At 39.4% G+C, this 15,401-nt stretch carries 14 protein-coding genes; 12 read left to right on the top strand and 2 right to left on the bottom strand.

What is annotated here, in order from left to right:
• Nucleotides 1-140: 140 nt before the first annotated feature.
• Complete coding sequence (ppsR, locus tag BLS38_RS09180; RefSeq protein WP_092748854.1) at nt 141-977, bottom strand: posphoenolpyruvate synthetase regulatory kinase/phosphorylase PpsR; 837 nt, start codon at nt 975-977, stop codon at nt 141-143.
• A gap of 156 nt (nt 978-1,133) precedes the next feature.
• On the opposite strand from ppsR, the gene ppsA reads away from it, so the two are divergent.
• The 12 genes from ppsA to BLS38_RS09240 all read left to right on the top strand — a co-directional run bounded on the left by ppsA (nt 1,134) and on the right by BLS38_RS09240 (nt 13,412).
• The gene (gene ppsA / locus BLS38_RS09185) at nt 1,134-3,512 is read left to right on the top strand and encodes a phosphoenolpyruvate synthase (RefSeq protein ID WP_092748856.1); all 2,379 of its coding nucleotides are present in this window, start codon (nt 1,134-1,136) and stop codon (nt 3,510-3,512) included.
• A gap of 64 nt (nt 3,513-3,576) precedes the next feature.
• Nucleotides 3,577-4,299 carry an RDD family protein gene (locus BLS38_RS09190; protein ID WP_092748858.1) on the top strand — a complete coding sequence of 241 codons (723 nt, stop codon included), beginning with the start codon at nt 3,577-3,579 and terminating at the stop codon, nt 4,297-4,299.
• A 281-nt stretch (nt 4,300-4,580) separates the two neighbouring features.
• Nucleotides 4,581-5,621, top strand: a complete 1,041-nt coding sequence (cyoA, locus tag BLS38_RS09195; protein WP_092748860.1) for a ubiquinol oxidase subunit II — start codon at nt 4,581-4,583, stop codon at nt 5,619-5,621.
• Between the two features lie 3 nt (nt 5,622-5,624).
• Nucleotides 5,625-7,619 (top strand): cytochrome o ubiquinol oxidase subunit I, encoded by a 1,995-nt coding sequence (gene cyoB, locus BLS38_RS09200; RefSeq protein ID WP_092748862.1) that lies wholly within the window; start codon nt 5,625-5,627, stop codon nt 7,617-7,619.
• 3 nt (nt 7,620-7,622) lie between these two features.
• The gene (gene cyoC, locus BLS38_RS09205) at nt 7,623-8,243 is read left to right on the top strand and encodes a cytochrome o ubiquinol oxidase subunit III (RefSeq protein WP_092748864.1); all 621 of its coding nucleotides are present in this window, start codon (nt 7,623-7,625) and stop codon (nt 8,241-8,243) included.
• Complete coding sequence (locus BLS38_RS09210; RefSeq protein ID WP_092748866.1) at nt 8,240-8,566, top strand: cytochrome o ubiquinol oxidase subunit IV; 327 nt, start codon at nt 8,240-8,242, stop codon at nt 8,564-8,566. The genes cyoC and BLS38_RS09210 overlap by 4 nt, the downstream gene beginning before the upstream one ends.
• 10 nt (nt 8,567-8,576) lie before the next feature.
• The gene (cyoE, locus tag BLS38_RS09215) at nt 8,577-9,455 is read left to right on the top strand and encodes a heme o synthase (protein WP_092748868.1); all 879 of its coding nucleotides are present in this window, start codon (nt 8,577-8,579) and stop codon (nt 9,453-9,455) included.
• A gap of 180 nt (nt 9,456-9,635) precedes the next feature.
• The gene (gene rpsF / locus BLS38_RS09220; RefSeq protein ID WP_092748869.1) at nt 9,636-10,025 is read left to right on the top strand and encodes a 30S ribosomal protein S6; all 390 of its coding nucleotides are present in this window, start codon (nt 9,636-9,638) and stop codon (nt 10,023-10,025) included.
• An 11-nt stretch (nt 10,026-10,036) separates the two neighbouring features.
• Nucleotides 10,037-10,264 carry a 30S ribosomal protein S18 gene (gene rpsR, locus BLS38_RS09225; protein ID WP_092748871.1) on the top strand — a complete coding sequence of 76 codons (228 nt, stop codon included), beginning with the start codon at nt 10,037-10,039 and terminating at the stop codon, nt 10,262-10,264.
• An 8-nt stretch (nt 10,265-10,272) separates the two neighbouring features.
• Complete coding sequence (gene rplI, locus BLS38_RS09230) at nt 10,273-10,719, top strand: 50S ribosomal protein L9 (protein ID WP_092748873.1); 447 nt, start codon at nt 10,273-10,275, stop codon at nt 10,717-10,719.
• A gap of 158 nt (nt 10,720-10,877) precedes the next feature.
• Nucleotides 10,878-12,323 (top strand): replicative DNA helicase, encoded by a 1,446-nt coding sequence (gene dnaB / locus BLS38_RS09235; protein ID WP_092748875.1) that lies wholly within the window; start codon nt 10,878-10,880, stop codon nt 12,321-12,323.
• A 96-nt stretch (nt 12,324-12,419) separates the two neighbouring features.
• Entirely contained in the window at nt 12,420-13,412 is a 993-nt protein-coding gene (locus BLS38_RS09240) for a helix-turn-helix transcriptional regulator (RefSeq protein ID WP_092748877.1), read from the top strand.
• Nucleotides 13,413-13,460: 48 nt separating this feature from the next.
• Here BLS38_RS09240 and mnmG read toward each other — a convergent pair whose 3' ends face one another.
• Nucleotides 13,461-15,341: a tRNA uridine-5-carboxymethylaminomethyl(34) synthesis enzyme MnmG gene (gene mnmG / locus BLS38_RS09245; RefSeq protein WP_092748879.1), complete on the bottom strand. Its 1,881-nt coding sequence runs from the start codon at nt 15,339-15,341 to the stop codon at nt 13,461-13,463.
• Nucleotides 15,342-15,401: the final 60 nt, after the last annotated feature.

The following is a 15,401-nucleotide window of genomic DNA, read 5'->3' on the forward strand; positions in this document are numbered from 1 at the left end:
ACACCTTCATCTCAAATAATAAACTGTACTAGTGAAATTATCCTATCTCGAAGACTTACATCTCATAAAAGCATTTATTAGCTTCAACATCATATTTGTGCTTCATAAAAATAAATCCTTTTCCTTAAGCACAACTCGAGTTAACTAATACGGCGTTTTAAACCAGTGATTTGTAAAACACGTGTCGAAATCTCTTCAATTGACATTTCAGATACATTTAAAAATGGAATTCCTTCAGAAATATAAATCCCCTCAATAGCCCGGAGCTCCATTTGACACTGGCTATAACTGGCATAACGACTTCCCGCTTTACGTTCAGTACGAATCGCGACTAAACGGTCTGCATCTATCATTAAACCAAACAATTTAGCTTTATGCTCACGTAATACTTTAGGCAAACGATTGTCATCGAGATCTTCTTCTGTGAGTGGATAGTTTGCTACCCGTATGCCAAACTGTAATGACAAATAGATTGCTGTTGGCGTTTTTCCTGAGCGAGATACACCAATTAAAATAATATCTGCTTTATCGTAATGTCGAGTACGTGCACCATCATCATTGTCTAAAGCAAAATGTACCGCATCAATGCGTGCCTTATAATACTCAGAGTCAATCACAGCATGTGTCTGCCCAATTAAACTGGTCGGTGCTGTTTTTAACTCTTGCTCAAGTTTACTAATCATGCCTTCAAAAACATCTAAGTTTACTGCATTGGCTGTATTAATAATTTCCCTCACATGTGGATTAACCAACGTATCAAAGACCAGTGGCAACTCCCCTTCTACTTGCTGACACGCATTGATTTCCTGCACGACTTTTAAAGCATCTTCTTCAGATGAAATATAAGGAATAATATGTACATTAAATTTTACGTTTGGAAACTGAGCCAACAACGAATGGCCTAAAGTTTCAGCAGTAATTGCCGTCCCATCAGAAATAAAAAACACACTTCTTTCAATTTGTTGACTTTCGGGCATGAAAAACTCCTCAAATATTTGTCATAGTCGGCTATATTCTTTATAGTAAGCCCCATCTGATATAAGTATGTATGGCTTGAAGTCAAAAAGCCAAAAAACTTTACTCTATGAGATACTAGCGAACAAATAATATACTGAAAAAGTGGAGAAGCTACTTTGGAATCGCACGTAATTGGTCTAGAAAAATTAGGAAAGCATGATGTTGAACTCGTGGGTGGGAAAAACTCATCTTTGGGGGAAATGATTAGTCATCTTTCTACTGCAGGTGTATCTGTGCCGGGTGGTTTTGCAACCACGGCAGCAGCATATCGTGAGTTTCTTGAGCAAAGTGGCCTTAACTCAAAAATTCAAGCAGCTCTAGACACACTAGACGTTGATGATATTCAAGCACTGACTCAAACAGGTGCAAAAATCCGCCAATGGATTATTGAAACCCCACTGACAGAAGCACTTGAAAAAAGCGTTCGAGAAGCATTTAGTACGCTTGCAAGCGGTAATGCAGACATTGCTGTGGCAGTGCGTTCATCTGCAACTGCTGAAGACTTACCTGATGCCTCTTTTGCAGGACAGCAAGAAACTTTCCTGAACATTCGTGGCATAGACAATGTACTGATTGCCATTAAAGAAGTGTTTGCATCACTGTTTAATGACCGTGCGATTTCATACCGTGTTCATCAAGGGTTTGATCATAAGCTTGTCGCATTATCAGCGGGCATTCAACGCATGGTGCGCTCTGAAACAGGTGCAGCGGGTGTCATGTTCACCCTAGATACAGAATCAGGCTTCCGTGATGTGGTATTTATTACCTCATCTTATGGTTTAGGTGAAATGGTTGTACAAGGTGCAGTCAACCCAGACGAATTTTACCTTTCTAAGCCATTACTTACAGCAAAAAAACATGCTGTGGTACGCCGTAACTTAGGTTCAAAACACCAAAAAATGATCTACGGTGAAGAAGCATCTGCGGGTAAATCTGTATCTATTGTTGAAGTTGAAAAGCCTCAACGCCAACAATTCTCTCTAACAGATGAAGAATTACATGAGCTTGCTAAGCAAGCCATGATTATCGAACAACACTACGGTGCACCAATGGACATCGAGTGGGCGAAAGATGGCGATGATGGCCGTTTATATATTGTTCAAGCACGTCCAGAAACCGTTAAAAGCCGTCAAAATGTCAGTACGATGGAGCGCTATCTTCTTAAAGAAAAAGGCGCTGTACTTGCAGAAGGCCGTTCAATTGGTCAACGTATTGGTGCTGGTAAAGTTCGCATTGTCACATCTATTGATGAAATGGATAAAGTACAAAACGGTGATGTACTCGTTTCAGACATGACCGACCCAGACTGGGAACCTGTCATGAAACGCGCTTCTGCGATTATTACTAACCGTGGTGGCCGTACCTGTCACGCAGCAATTATTGCCCGTGAACTTGGTGTGCCCGCAATCGTAGGTTGTGGTAATGCAACAGAACTTCTAAGCGAAGACCAAGATGTAACTGTTTCTTGTGCTGAGGGTGATACTGGCTTCATTTACGAAGGCCAACTGAATTTTGAAATTCAACGCAATACCATTGATTCAATGCCACCACTGCCATTTAAAGTAATGATGAACGTGGGTAACCCAGACCGCGCGTTTGACTTTGCTCAAATTCCAAATGCCGGTATTGGTCTAGCGCGTTTAGAGTTTATTATTAACCGCATGATTGGTGTGCATCCAAAAGCGCTACTTAACCTAGAAAGCTTACCTAGAGAGCTTAAATCAACGATCTCTACGCGTATTGCAGGCTATGGCTCGGCAGTAGACTTCTATGTTGAAAAACTTGTAGAAGGAATCGCAACACTGGCATCGGCTTTTCATGACAAACCAGTTATTGTACGTATGTCTGACTTCAAATCAAATGAGTATGCTAACCTGATTGGCGGTAAACTCTATGAACCTGAAGAAGAAAACCCAATGCTTGGCTTCCGTGGTGCAAGCCGTTACGTTTCTGAAAATTTCCGTGATTGTTTCGAACTCGAATGTCGTGCACTAAAAAAAGCACGTGACGAAATGGGTTTGACTAATATTCAAATCATGATTCCGTTTGTACGTACAGTCAATGAAGCAAAACGAGTAATTGAACTTCTAGCTGAAAATGGCTTACATCGTGGCGAAAATGGTCTTAAAGTCATTATGATGTGTGAACTACCAACCAATGCTTTACTTGCAGATCAGTTTTTAGAACATTTCGATGGTTTCTCTATCGGTTCAAACGACTTAACACAGCTGACGTTAGGCCTAGACCGCGACTCAGGCATTGTTTCACAATTATTTGATGAACGAGATGCTGCTGTTAAAGTATTGCTCTCTATGGCCATTAAAGCCTGTAAAAAAGCTGGAAAATATGTGGGTATTTGTGGTCAAGGTCCATCAGACCACCCAGATCTTGCTTATTGGCTTATGGAACAAGGCATTGAATCTGTGTCACTTAACCCAGACTCAGTGTTAGATACGTGGTTCTTCCTTGCAAAGCAAGACAGTAAATCACTTTAAGTTATCTTAAAAACGTGTTAAAAAAGACCCTTTCAAGGGTCTTTTTTAATGAGATTATAGTTTTATGCAAATTTATTTGGCTCGAAATAGTCAGCAAGCTGGACCATACTCCCTAGAGCAAATTAATCAAATGCTGCAAGATCAGCAAATTTTACTCACTGATTTAGCATGGCACCAAGGTATGACTGAATGGAAAGCTCTCGGAGAACTTACCCGTGGGCAATCACAGTACCAACCTGAAGGCTACCAATACAGCTATACACAACCCGCTCAAAAACAACAATCAACCCAAAGCACAGCATCTGAACTGGCGAGTATTTCATCTCGTGCACTTGCTAAAGTTATAGATTTAACGTTTTGGTTTGTGACCGCGACCATTCCTTATTTTTTTCTTAGTACTGAAAGTCTCAAGAAAATAGAAACGCTCAATGGTAACTTTAGCAAGGCAGCTCAAGATCAAATTATGCAACTAATACCAAACCAAGCTTGGTTTGCTATGCTAATTTATATTGTTATTATGTTGACTATTCAAGCATTCTTACTCAATAAATATGGTCAAAGTATTGGAAAGCTCATCACAAAAATTAAAATTGTTGACCAAATAAATGAAGCCAAAGTGCCCCTTACTCGTATCTTTCTGATACGTAGTGTGTTTTTTATTATATTTAACATTATTTCTATCCCATTAATGAGTATTATTGACTACGCTTTCGGACTTGGTAAGAATAGACAAACCTTGCATGACCGTATAGCAAAAACCAAAGTGATAAAAATGAACAAAAAATAAACAAAGAAACCACCCTATAAAAAAACTAAAAAAAACATTAGCTCACTACTATATATACATATATACATACACTTAGTTTAAATCCAACCTAAACTGTTGGATTTAAAACTGCTAATTTTCAAGCCTCTAAATGTAGCGTAGTTTATTAATATGAGGCATAATGCCCTATAAAGTAGCGGTGTAATAAACTTTAAATACTTAATGATAAAGTTACCGTCACTGTAATCGCTATCCCATAGTTATAATCCATATACATGGGCTCTCTTCACCGAGGTTGTAAAATGAGACAAACAATATTAGCTGTATTGTCTTTATCTGTGATTTCTGCACTTCTCAGTGGGTGTGGTGGTGATTTAGTACTTCTAAACTCAAAAGGTCCAGTTGCAGCAGGCCAAAGTGGCTTAATGATGACTGCAATTTACCTTATGCTATTGGTGGTTATTCCATCAATTATTATGGCTCTTTGGTTTGGTTGGAAATATCGCGCGTCAAATAAAGATGCAGACTATAAACCAACATGGGCACACTCAACTGCGATTGAAATCGTTGTATGGGGCGTTCCTATTATTATTATCGCTATATTGGCGTGGATGGCATGGTGGGGTTCTCACCAATACGATCCATATAAACCACTTGATGCAGAATCTGATAAGAAACCTGTAGATGTACAAGTGATCGCAGAGCCATTTAAATGGGTATTTGTTTATCCAGAGCAAAAAATTGCTACGGTGAACGAACTTCGTATCCCTGAGCAAACTCCGGTACACTTCCATATTACCTCTGACTTTACAATGACGTCTTTCTTCATTCCACAGTTAGCAGGTCAAATCTATGCAATGGCAGGTATGCAGACCCACCTACACGTTCTTGCAAATGAAGTGGGCATATTCCGTGGTTTTGCGTCAAATTATAATGGTTTTGGTTTCTCACAAATGCATTTTAAAGCACATAGCTTAACTGAAGCCGACTTTAAAAAATGGGTAAGTGACATTCAAGCCGGTAAAGGTAACGAAAACAATACTTCAGCTGAACAAAAAGGTACTTTAGATTTTGCAACCTTACAATCGCTACGCGATGGTGAACGTTCTCACCACCAAATCGAAGCTATGTTAATGGATGCAAGAACACCTAAACAAAAAGAAATTGCCGAAGAAGCTGAACGTATGGGCCCTTACCCTACGAAACCATATCCTGTGACATACTATTCTTCAGTTGAACCAGATTTATTTAAGAAAGTTATTAATAAATATATGAGTAACTATCATGGTGCTCAAGGTTCTTCTCAAGCAAATATGCAACATGCAGCCTCTGCAGGAGAATAAAACATGGAGATGCTACTAGGTAAAATTGGATGGGGTGCCATTCCAAAAGAACCCATTGTAATTGTTACCGCAATCATTATGGCACTCGGTGCTATAGCTTTACTTGCAGGAATTACCTACTTTAAAAAATGGGGATACCTGTGGAGAGAGTGGGCGACATCTGTAGACCATAAAAAAATTGGTATTATGTACATCATTGTATCTGTTGTCATGTTACTACGTGGCTTTGCAGATGCGTTTATGATGCGCTTACAACTATTCCTTGCAGGCAGTGGTGGCACAGGCTACTTACACCCAGACCACTATGATCAGATTTTCACTGCACACGGTGTGATCATGATCTTCTTCGTGGCAATGGGGCTAGTTGTTGGCTTAATGAATATTGTTGTACCACTACAAGTTGGTGCGCGTGACGTTGCTTTCCCAATTCTAAACCAATTTAGTTTTTGGGTATTTGCAGGTTCTGCAGGCCTTATCATGGCTTCACTTGTTTTAGGTGAATTCGGTGCAACAGGTTGGCTTGCTTATCCGCCACTATCAGGTATTCAATACTCACCGGGTGTGGGGGTCGACTATTGGATTTGGTCAATTCAAATTTCAGGTATAGGTACGCTACTTACAGGGGTTAACTTCCTTGTAACAATTATAAAAATGCGCGCACCTGGCATGAAACTCATGGATATGCCAATTTTCACATGGACTGCACTATGTACATGTGTACTGATTGTTGCAACATTCCCTGTACTTACTGCAACTGTGGCAATGCTCACACTTGACCGTTACTTTGACTTCCATTTCTTCACTAATGAGCTTGGCGGTAGTCCAATGCTTTATGTGAACTTGATTTGGACATGGGGACACCCAGAAGTATATATTCTCATATTACCTGTATTTGGTGTGTACTCTGAAATTGTTCCTACTTTTGCACGTAAAGCATTGTTTGGCTATAAAACGATGGTCTATGCAACACTTGCAATTGCTGTACTGTCTTTAATTGTTTGGTTACACCACTTCTTTACCATGGGTGCAGGTGCAAACGTCAATGCATTCTTTGGTATTATGACTATGGTGATTGCAATCCCAACAGGGGTTAAAATCTTCTCATGGTTATTTACGATGTATAAAGGTCGTATTACCTTTACATCGCCAATGCTATGGACTTTAGGCTTCTTAGTCACTTTTGGTATTGGTGGTCTAACAGGTGTTCTGATGGCATTACCACCAGCAGACTTCTTAGTACATAACTCATTATTCTTAATTGCTCACTTCCATAACGTAATTATTGGTGGTGTAGTATTTGGATTATTTGCAGGTATTATATTTTGGTGGCCAAAAATGTTTGGCTGGAAACTTAATGAAGCATGGGGCAAAGCATCGTTTTGGTTCTGGTTCACTGGTTTCTACTTTGCATTTATGCCGCTCTATATTCTTGGTTTTATGGGAATGACACGCCGTCTAAGCACCTATGATAACCCTGAATGGACACCGTATCTTCAAGTTGCAATGATTGGTGCAGTACTTGTTGCTCTAGGTATTGCTTGTTTCATCATGCAAATCATTGTTGGTTACTTACAACGTAATGACAACATGGATTACACAGGTGATGCATGGCATGATGGGCGTACATTTGAATGGTCAACCTCATCACCAGCACCTTTTTATAACTTTGCACATCTTCCACAAGGCGAACACATCGATCGCTTCTGGTTAGATAAAGAAGATGGTGTTGCCTATAATAGACCTGTAAAATATGAAGATATTCATATGCCTACAAACCGCTCTGCCGGCTTTATTATGGCAATATTAATCACTATTTTAGGTTTTGCACTAATCTGGCATATTTGGTGGCTTGTAATTGTTTCTTTCGTATCAACCATTATTACGTTAATTAACAGTAGTAATACCAAGAAAGTTGACTATTATGTTCCTGCTGCTGAAGTTGAGCGTATAGAAAATGAACGCTTTGCCGTTTTAGAAAAACACTTGAAGAAGGACTAAGACATGGCTGAAGTACTTCATCACGGAAACAATGCGCATGATGAACATCATCATGACGATACAGATATTACTGTATTTGGTTTCTGGACTTACTTGATGAGCGACCTTGTACTTTTTGGTACAATGTTTATCGCTTACGTGGTTTTACAATCACATATTCCAGCTGGAACGCCAACGCCACACGAGTTATTCAGTGAATCTCTCAGCTTTGTATTGGTTGAAACATTTGCCCTACTCATCTCATCAGTTACATTTGGTTTTGCCGTGCTTGCACGTTACAAAAACAATGTAAAAGGTGTTTTGACGTGGTTAATGATCACATGCTTATTTGGTATGGCATTTATTGGGATGGAACTTTACGAATTTCATCACCTTGTAGAAGCTGGGCATGGACCAACGCATAGTGCTTTCTTATCTGCATTCTTTACGCTTGTGGGTACTCATGGTATTCACGTAACATCTGGTATTGTCTGGATGATTATTCTAATGCTGCAGATTAAGAAAAATGGTTTAACCTTGCCAAACACACGTCGTTTAGCTTGTTTAAGTCTTTTCTGGCACTTCCTAGATATTGTTTGGATCTGTGTATTTAGTGTTGTTTACTTAATGGGAGCTATCTCATGAGTCATGATAATCACGCGTCTGGTGCATCTCACGGCAGTATGAAGCAATACACTATTGGCTTTATTCTATCAATCATCTTAACGATCTTACCTTTTGGTATGGTCATGTCGGGTGGTTTTAGCAGAACGCTTTTGCTTTCTGTTGTAGGGATCACAGCAATTATTCAAATTCTAGTTCAGTTAATATTCTTCTTACATATGAATTCGTCAGAAGAACAACGCTGGAATGTAATTGCTTTTATTTATACCATCTTAACGATTGCAATTTTGCTAATCGGTTCAGTATGGGTAATGAACTACCTTCACTACAACATGATGATCTAAACTGGTCATCATGCTGAAAAAATATATAGTCCTGACCAAACCAGGGATTATCTTTGGTAACTTTGTTACTACCTTGGGTGGCTTCTTCTTAGCCGCTCAAGGAAATATAGATATCCTTCTCCTCTTAGTCACGCTCATTGGCACAAGTTTAGTTGTGGCATCGGGCTGTGTTATCAATAACTTTATCGATCAAGATATTGATCATAAAATGCAACGCACACAAAACCGTGCACTTGTCACAAAAAGCATTTCACCAGCTGCTGCGCTTATTTATGCCTTTATTTTGGGTATATGTGGCTTAAGCTTGTTATGGGTATTTACAAACCTATATGCATTTGGTGCAGCTGTACTTGGCTTTGTTGTTTACGTATTTTTCTATAGTCTGTGGTCCAAACGTACATCAATACACCAAACCATCATTGGTAGTGTTTCAGGGGCTTGCCCACCTGTTGTTGGGTATACTGCTGTGTCACACTCATTTGATATTGCAGCACTTCTTGTTTTTCTTGCATATGGTTTGTGGCAAATGCCACACTCTTGGGGAATTGCAATTTACCGCTTTAATGATTACAAAAGTGCCAATATACCTATACTTCCCGTAGCACGCTCGATAAAACGTACAAAAATAGAAAGCTTTATTTACGTACTTTTATTTACAGCTGTACTCAATGGACTGTATTGCTTTAAATACACAAATATATTTTTCTTAATTACATTCAATGCACTATGTGCCTATTGGATCTACTTATCAATCATTGGTTTTAAAGCAGCAGATGATCAACTATGGGCAAAACGTTACTTTCTTTATTCTGTAATTTTAATTACAGCACTAAGTATTAGTTTAAGTTTTAGCTATCAATCTCCTGCCCCCCAACTGCCTTTGTTTTAAAGCAATCGAAAAATAGAGTGACTCAGCACTCTATTTTTATGCATTTGCGATCATAGCACTTGAAAAATCACTTAAACTCCTTTACTATCTCGCTTCGCTTAAGCGACATACTCAAGAGTATGCCTCCTTGCTTCTAATAAATTAGAACTTAGAAGCTGTATAATCCGTAAGGAGCTGACAATGCGTCACTACGAAATCGTACTTCTGGTACATCCGGATCAAAGCGATCAAGTGGTAGGTATGGTGGAACGCTATATCTCTCACATTAAAGAAGCTGAAGGTCAAATTCATCGTTTAGAAGATTGGGGCCGTCGCCAATTGGCATACCCAATCAATAAAATTCATAAAGCACACTACATTTTAATGAATGTTGAATGTGGTCAAGTAACGCTTGATGAATTAAACGAATTATTCCGTTACAACGATGCAATCATTCGTAATGTTGTGATTCGTCGTGATACTGCAATTACAGAAGAATCTTTACTTGCAAAGAGTGCTGAAGAAAAACGCGCGCGTAAAGCTCAGCGTGAAGAAGCACAACACTCAACTCAAGACTCTGCTGAAGCATAAGGAGAACACACATGGCACGTTTTTACCGTCGTCGCAAGTTCTGTCGCTTCACAGCAGAGAAAGTTGCATACATCGACTATAAAGATATCGATACTCTAAAGCAGTATATCACTGAAAACGGCAAGATTGTTCCTAGCCGTATCACTGGTACAAAAGCACGCTATCAACGCCAACTTGCACTTGCAATTAAACAAGCTCGTTTCTTGGCTTTGATTCCGTACACTGACAACCATAAGTGAGGTGAGCTGTGGACGTTATCTTATTACAACGTATTAAAAACCTTGGTAAACTAGGCGATAAAATTTCAGTGAAAGCTGGTTATGGCCGTAACTACCTAATTCCTCAAGGTCAAGCAGTTGCTGCAACTGAAGCAAATACTGCTGCTTTTGAAGCACGTCGTGCTGAACTTGAAAAGCAAGAATCTGAAGTACTTGCAGCTGCTCAAGCACGTGCTGACCAATTAGACGAAGTAAATATCGTAATTACAGCGAAAGCTGGTGATGAAGGTAAACTCTTCGGCTCAATCGGTACACGTGATATTGCTGATGCATTAACAAGTGCTGGTTTAAATGTTGACCGTGCGGAAGTACGTTTACCAAATGGCGCACTTCGTCATACTGGTGAATTCAATATTGCTATTCAATTACATCATGATGTAACTGCAGACGTACTCGTAACTATTGTTTCTGAGTAAGTTTTCAATATAAAAAAGAGCATGCATCTGCATGCTCTTTTTTTTAATCTGTAAAAACCAGTTCAAATGCTAGTTTTTAATGTTGTAAAAATTTATACTTTTAATCCGCATTTTCATTTGCCTTTTATTCTAACGATCTGTCAGCACAAGGTTTCTTTATGTCTCAGGCGAATACGCAAAATTCAACACACACCACCAATAATGGCTCAGAGAAAACAACAAATAGTCAAATTAAAGAGCTTCGCACACCGCCACATAATTTATCTATAGAACAAGCTGTACTCACAGCACTCATGACTGTTGCAGAGTCTTTTGAACAAGTCAGTGATATTTTAGAAGAAAATGACTTCTACGCTACACGACATAAATATATTTTTAGAGCGATTGAGAAACTTGCACAGCTCAACTCCCCTTATGATGCAGTGCTGGTACATGATTGGTTAACCAACCAAAAACTCATTGAAAGTGTTGGTGGCGAAAACTATTTAATGCAACTGATGTCAGACTCCCCATCAAGTTTCTATAATCTAGAAACATATGCACAAAAAATTAAAGAGTTTGCAACCTTACGACATATGATTAAAGCAGGTAATGAAATTCTAATTAATGCGTATGACACCAAAGGTCGCAGTGTCAGTGATATCTTAGATATTGCTGAAAGTAATATTTTTTCAATCACAGAACAACATAACAATAATAAAAAGGCAGAAGGTCCAAAGCCAATTACAGCAGTTGTATCAAGCGTATTTAACAAACTAGATGAGCTCTCTCAACTCGAAGGAAGCATTACAGGGTTGTCTACTGGATTTATTGAATTAGACAATAAGACCTCTGGTATGCAAGCAGGTGATCTTATAATTGTTGCTGCCAGACCATCTATGGGTAAAACAACGTTTGCAATGAACCTTATTGAAAGCGTGCTCTTTAATAGTAATTTACCAGCACTGGTCTTTTCTATGGAAATGCCAGCTGACTCTATTGCCATGCGTATGATCTCATCAATTGGGAAAGTACACCAAGGGCATTTACGCGCAGGTAAACTAGATGATGATGAATGGTCAAAAGTAACTGCAAGCATACTACAGCTACAAGAAAAACTACTTTATATTGATGATTCATCTGCACTCCCCCCCACAGAACTCAGATCACGTGCCAGACGTATTGCAAAACAGCATGATGGGAAAATTGGCTGCATTATGGTCGACTACTTGCAGCTAATGAAAGTCCCGGGTATGGGCGATAATCGTGTAAATGAAATCTCAGAAATATCAAGAAGCTTAAAAGCACTGGCTAAAGAGATGAATTGCCCAGTCATCGCATTGTCTCAGCTTAACCGAAGCCTAGAAAATAGACCCAATAAACGTCCAGTCATGTCAGACTTACGCGAATCTGGAGCGATTGAACAAGATGCTGACTTAATTATGTTTATTTACCGTGATGAAGTCTACAACAAAGAATCCAAAGAAGCAGGCACTGCAGAAATTGTTATTGGTAAACAACGTAATGGCCCTATTGGTACTGTACGACTCTCTTTTGAAGGACAGTACACCCGTTTTGGTAATTTATCTCCAGAATATTACAACCAATTTGATGATGATGAATAATCTTCAGAGAAAATTGATATTGTATATAGCCCTATGACCTTAAACTAAGGTATGATTATTTGAAAAGAACAACATGGTCATATCTACTTATTTCATATGTATACATCAGAAAAAGAAACATCAAATAGCTTATACCGCCAATGGCAAATACTATCGCATCTCAATACTGGAAAGTGGACCGGTACAAGACAACTGCAAACGATACTAGAAAGAGACGGTGTTGATGTCAGTATGCGTACAATACAACGTGATCTAAACCAACTGTCTGAACGCTTTCCCATAGAAAGAAACAAAGAAATTCCTCAAGGCTGGCGCTGGCGTGATGATGCACCCATTCAAAGCCTACCTCACATGACAAGTTCACAAGCAGTCACGTTTATGATGGTAGAAGATCATCTCAAACACCTGTTACCCCCTAGCCTAATTGAAGAAATGAACCCTTGGTTTGATTTAGCACGGCGCAGTTTATCTGAGCAAAACAATGCTCGCCAATGGATTAACCGCGTAAGAATTGTCCCCGCAACTCAACCACTTATTCCACCTATTGTAGACAAAAAAGCCCAACAAGCAATTTATGAAGGTTTACTACAAGATAAACAAATTGAATGTGTTTACCGTAGTCGTACTAATCCAGCTCAAGATAAAACCTATATTCTAAATCCATTGGCTTTAGTACAAAAAGGCGCTGTTATTTACCTTATTTGCACTCGCCATGATCGTTCAGATATACAGACTTTTGCACTCCATCGTTTTTCATCCACCAAAGTGCTAGAAGCGCGTGCGCTACACCCAGCAAACTTTAATATTGACGAATATATAGAATCAGGTGCATTAGGCTTCAGGGTTGATTTTAACCAACCAACACAAAATGTACGATTAGAACTGCATATGGACCACAACATTGCGCAAATGTTTTATGAAAGTCCTTTAAGCAAAGATCAAAATATTGGCATACTCAATGAACAACTGACGAAAGTCACTGCAACTGTGCCATTTACGTCGCAACTCATATGGTGGCTAAGAAGTTTTGGTCAACGTATTTCACATATTTCACCCGAAAACGTGGCCAAAGAAGTATATGAGCAATAAAAAAAACTGCTCATAACGAGCAGTTTTTTTATTTAAAGGTATGTTGTATTAAGCACTTTTTTGCTTGAAATGATTTTTACGTACAGTAATCATAATAAGCTGAACTGCAGCAGGTGTAACACCAGGTATACGATTGGCCTGTGCTAAAGTTTCTGGACGCACATTTTTTAACTTTTGCGTAATTTCACGAGACAATCCAGACACTACATCATAATCAAAATCCACAGGAATTTTTGTTTCCTCTAAACGCTTTAACTGAGCTACATCTTCTTGCTGACGGTCTATATATCCCGCATATTTCACAGCAATTTCAATTTGCTCACCCACTTGAGTGGAAACAGTAGAACCTGTAAGCTCTGCAATATGAGAGAAATCGATTTTAGGACGTTTTAATAAGTCAATCGCACTACACTCTTTACTTAAATCAGCACCTGTCATCTCTACAAACTTTTTACCCATTGGGTTGTTCGGTGCAGCCCACAAGTGTTTTAATCTTGCCATTTCAGACTCAACAGCGTCCATCTTTTCACAATATGCCGACCAACGTACATCATCAACCAAACCAAGCTCACGACCAATTTTAGTCAAACGTTGATCTGCATTGTCTTCACGCAACATCAAACGATACTCTGCACGAGAAGTAAACATTCGGTATGGCTCTTTGGTACCTAAAGTAATCAGGTCATCTACCAAAACACCCATATAAGCTTGGTCTCGCTGTGGTGACCATTGCTCTTGATCCCATGCACGGCGTGCTGCATTTAAACCAGCAAGCAAGCCCTGTGCACCCGCTTCTTCGTAACCTGTTGTACCGTTAATCTGGCCTGCAAAATATAAGTTTTGAATGGCTTTTGTTTCTAAAGTCATTTTTAGTGCTTGAGGATTAAAGTAATCATACTCAATGGCGTAGCCCGGGCGTAGAATATGCGCATTTTCCATACCACGTATTGAACGAACCAATTGAAACTGCACATCAAATGGCAACGATGTTGAAATCCCATTTGGATATAATTCATGTGTGGTTAAACCCTCAGGCTCGATAAAGACTTGGTGAGAATCTTTATCCGAAAAGCGATGAATTTTATCTTCAATGGATGGACAATAGCGTGGACCAACCCCTTCAATCACCCCTGTATACATTGGAGAGCGATCTAAGCCTTGACGAATAATGTCATGTGTTTGTTCATTGGTATGGGTAATATAACAATTCACTTGCTCTGGATGCATAGAAGCATTGCCCATAAATGACATGGTTGGTGATGGAAAATCACCTGGCTGTGCAGTCATTACAGAGAAATCTACTGAACGTGCATCAATACGTGGTGGTGTACCTGTTTTTAGACGTCCAACAGGCAAGTTTAACTCTCTTAAACGGTCGGCTAGCGCAATAGACGGTGGATCACCTGCGCGTCCCCCACTCGATTTTTGCAAGCCAATATGAATCACGCCACCCAAAAAGGTACCTGTAGTCAACACCACAGTTTTGGTGTCAAAGCGAACACCCATTTGAGTCACAACACCTTTAACCGTATCGCCCTCGACAACAATATCATCAGCTGCTTGCTGAAAAATATCTAAATTTGCTTGATTTTCTAATTTTTCACGAATGACTGCTTTATATAAAATACGGTCTGCCTGAGCACGTGTTGCACGGACTGCAGCACCTTTTCTAGAGTTTAAAATACGAAATTGTATACCGCTTTTATCGGCTGCTAATGCCATTGCACCGCCCAGCGCATCAATTTCTCTGACTAAGTGAGATTTACCAATCCCACCAATCGCAGGGTTACAGCTCATCTGCCCCAAAGTTTCAATATTATGGGTTAGAAGTAAGGTCTGACGTCCCATACGTGCAGCAGCAAGTGCAGCTTCGGTACCCGCATGACCACCACCAATCACGATAACATCGTAAACTTTTGGATAATGCATAATATAAACATCGGCAATGAAAAGACCGCGTATTATATCAGAGTATATTAAAATAAATAA

The organism is Acinetobacter boissieri (assembly GCF_900096955.1).
Taxonomy (GTDB): domain Bacteria; phylum Pseudomonadota; class Gammaproteobacteria; order Pseudomonadales; family Moraxellaceae; genus Acinetobacter; species Acinetobacter boissieri.

Excerpts from the sequence above, each read along its gene's own strand:
- ppsR (WP_092748854.1), bottom strand. The coding sequence starts at position 977 with ATGCCCGAAAGTCAACAAATTGAAAGAAGTGTGTTTTTTATTTCTGAT.
- BLS38_RS09190 (WP_092748858.1), top strand. The coding sequence starts at position 3,577 with ATGCAAATTTATTTGGCTCGAAATAGTCAGCAAGCTGGACCATACTCC.
- cyoA (WP_092748860.1), top strand. The coding sequence starts at position 4,581 with ATGAGACAAACAATATTAGCTGTATTGTCTTTATCTGTGATTTCTGCA.
- cyoB (WP_092748862.1), top strand. The coding sequence starts at position 5,625 with ATGGAGATGCTACTAGGTAAAATTGGATGGGGTGCCATTCCAAAAGAA.
- cyoC (WP_092748864.1), top strand. The coding sequence starts at position 7,623 with ATGGCTGAAGTACTTCATCACGGAAACAATGCGCATGATGAACATCAT.
- BLS38_RS09210 (WP_092748866.1), top strand. The coding sequence starts at position 8,240 with ATGAGTCATGATAATCACGCGTCTGGTGCATCTCACGGCAGTATGAAG.
- cyoE (WP_092748868.1), top strand. The coding sequence starts at position 8,577 with ATGCTGAAAAAATATATAGTCCTGACCAAACCAGGGATTATCTTTGGT.
- rpsF (WP_092748869.1), top strand. The coding sequence starts at position 9,636 with ATGCGTCACTACGAAATCGTACTTCTGGTACATCCGGATCAAAGCGAT.
- rpsR (WP_092748871.1), top strand. The coding sequence starts at position 10,037 with ATGGCACGTTTTTACCGTCGTCGCAAGTTCTGTCGCTTCACAGCAGAG.
- dnaB (WP_092748875.1), top strand. The coding sequence starts at position 10,878 with ATGTCTCAGGCGAATACGCAAAATTCAACACACACCACCAATAATGGC.
- BLS38_RS09240 (WP_092748877.1), top strand. The coding sequence starts at position 12,420 with ATGTATACATCAGAAAAAGAAACATCAAATAGCTTATACCGCCAATGG.
- mnmG (WP_092748879.1), bottom strand. The coding sequence starts at position 15,341 with ATGCATTATCCAAAAGTTTACGATGTTATCGTGATTGGTGGTGGTCAT.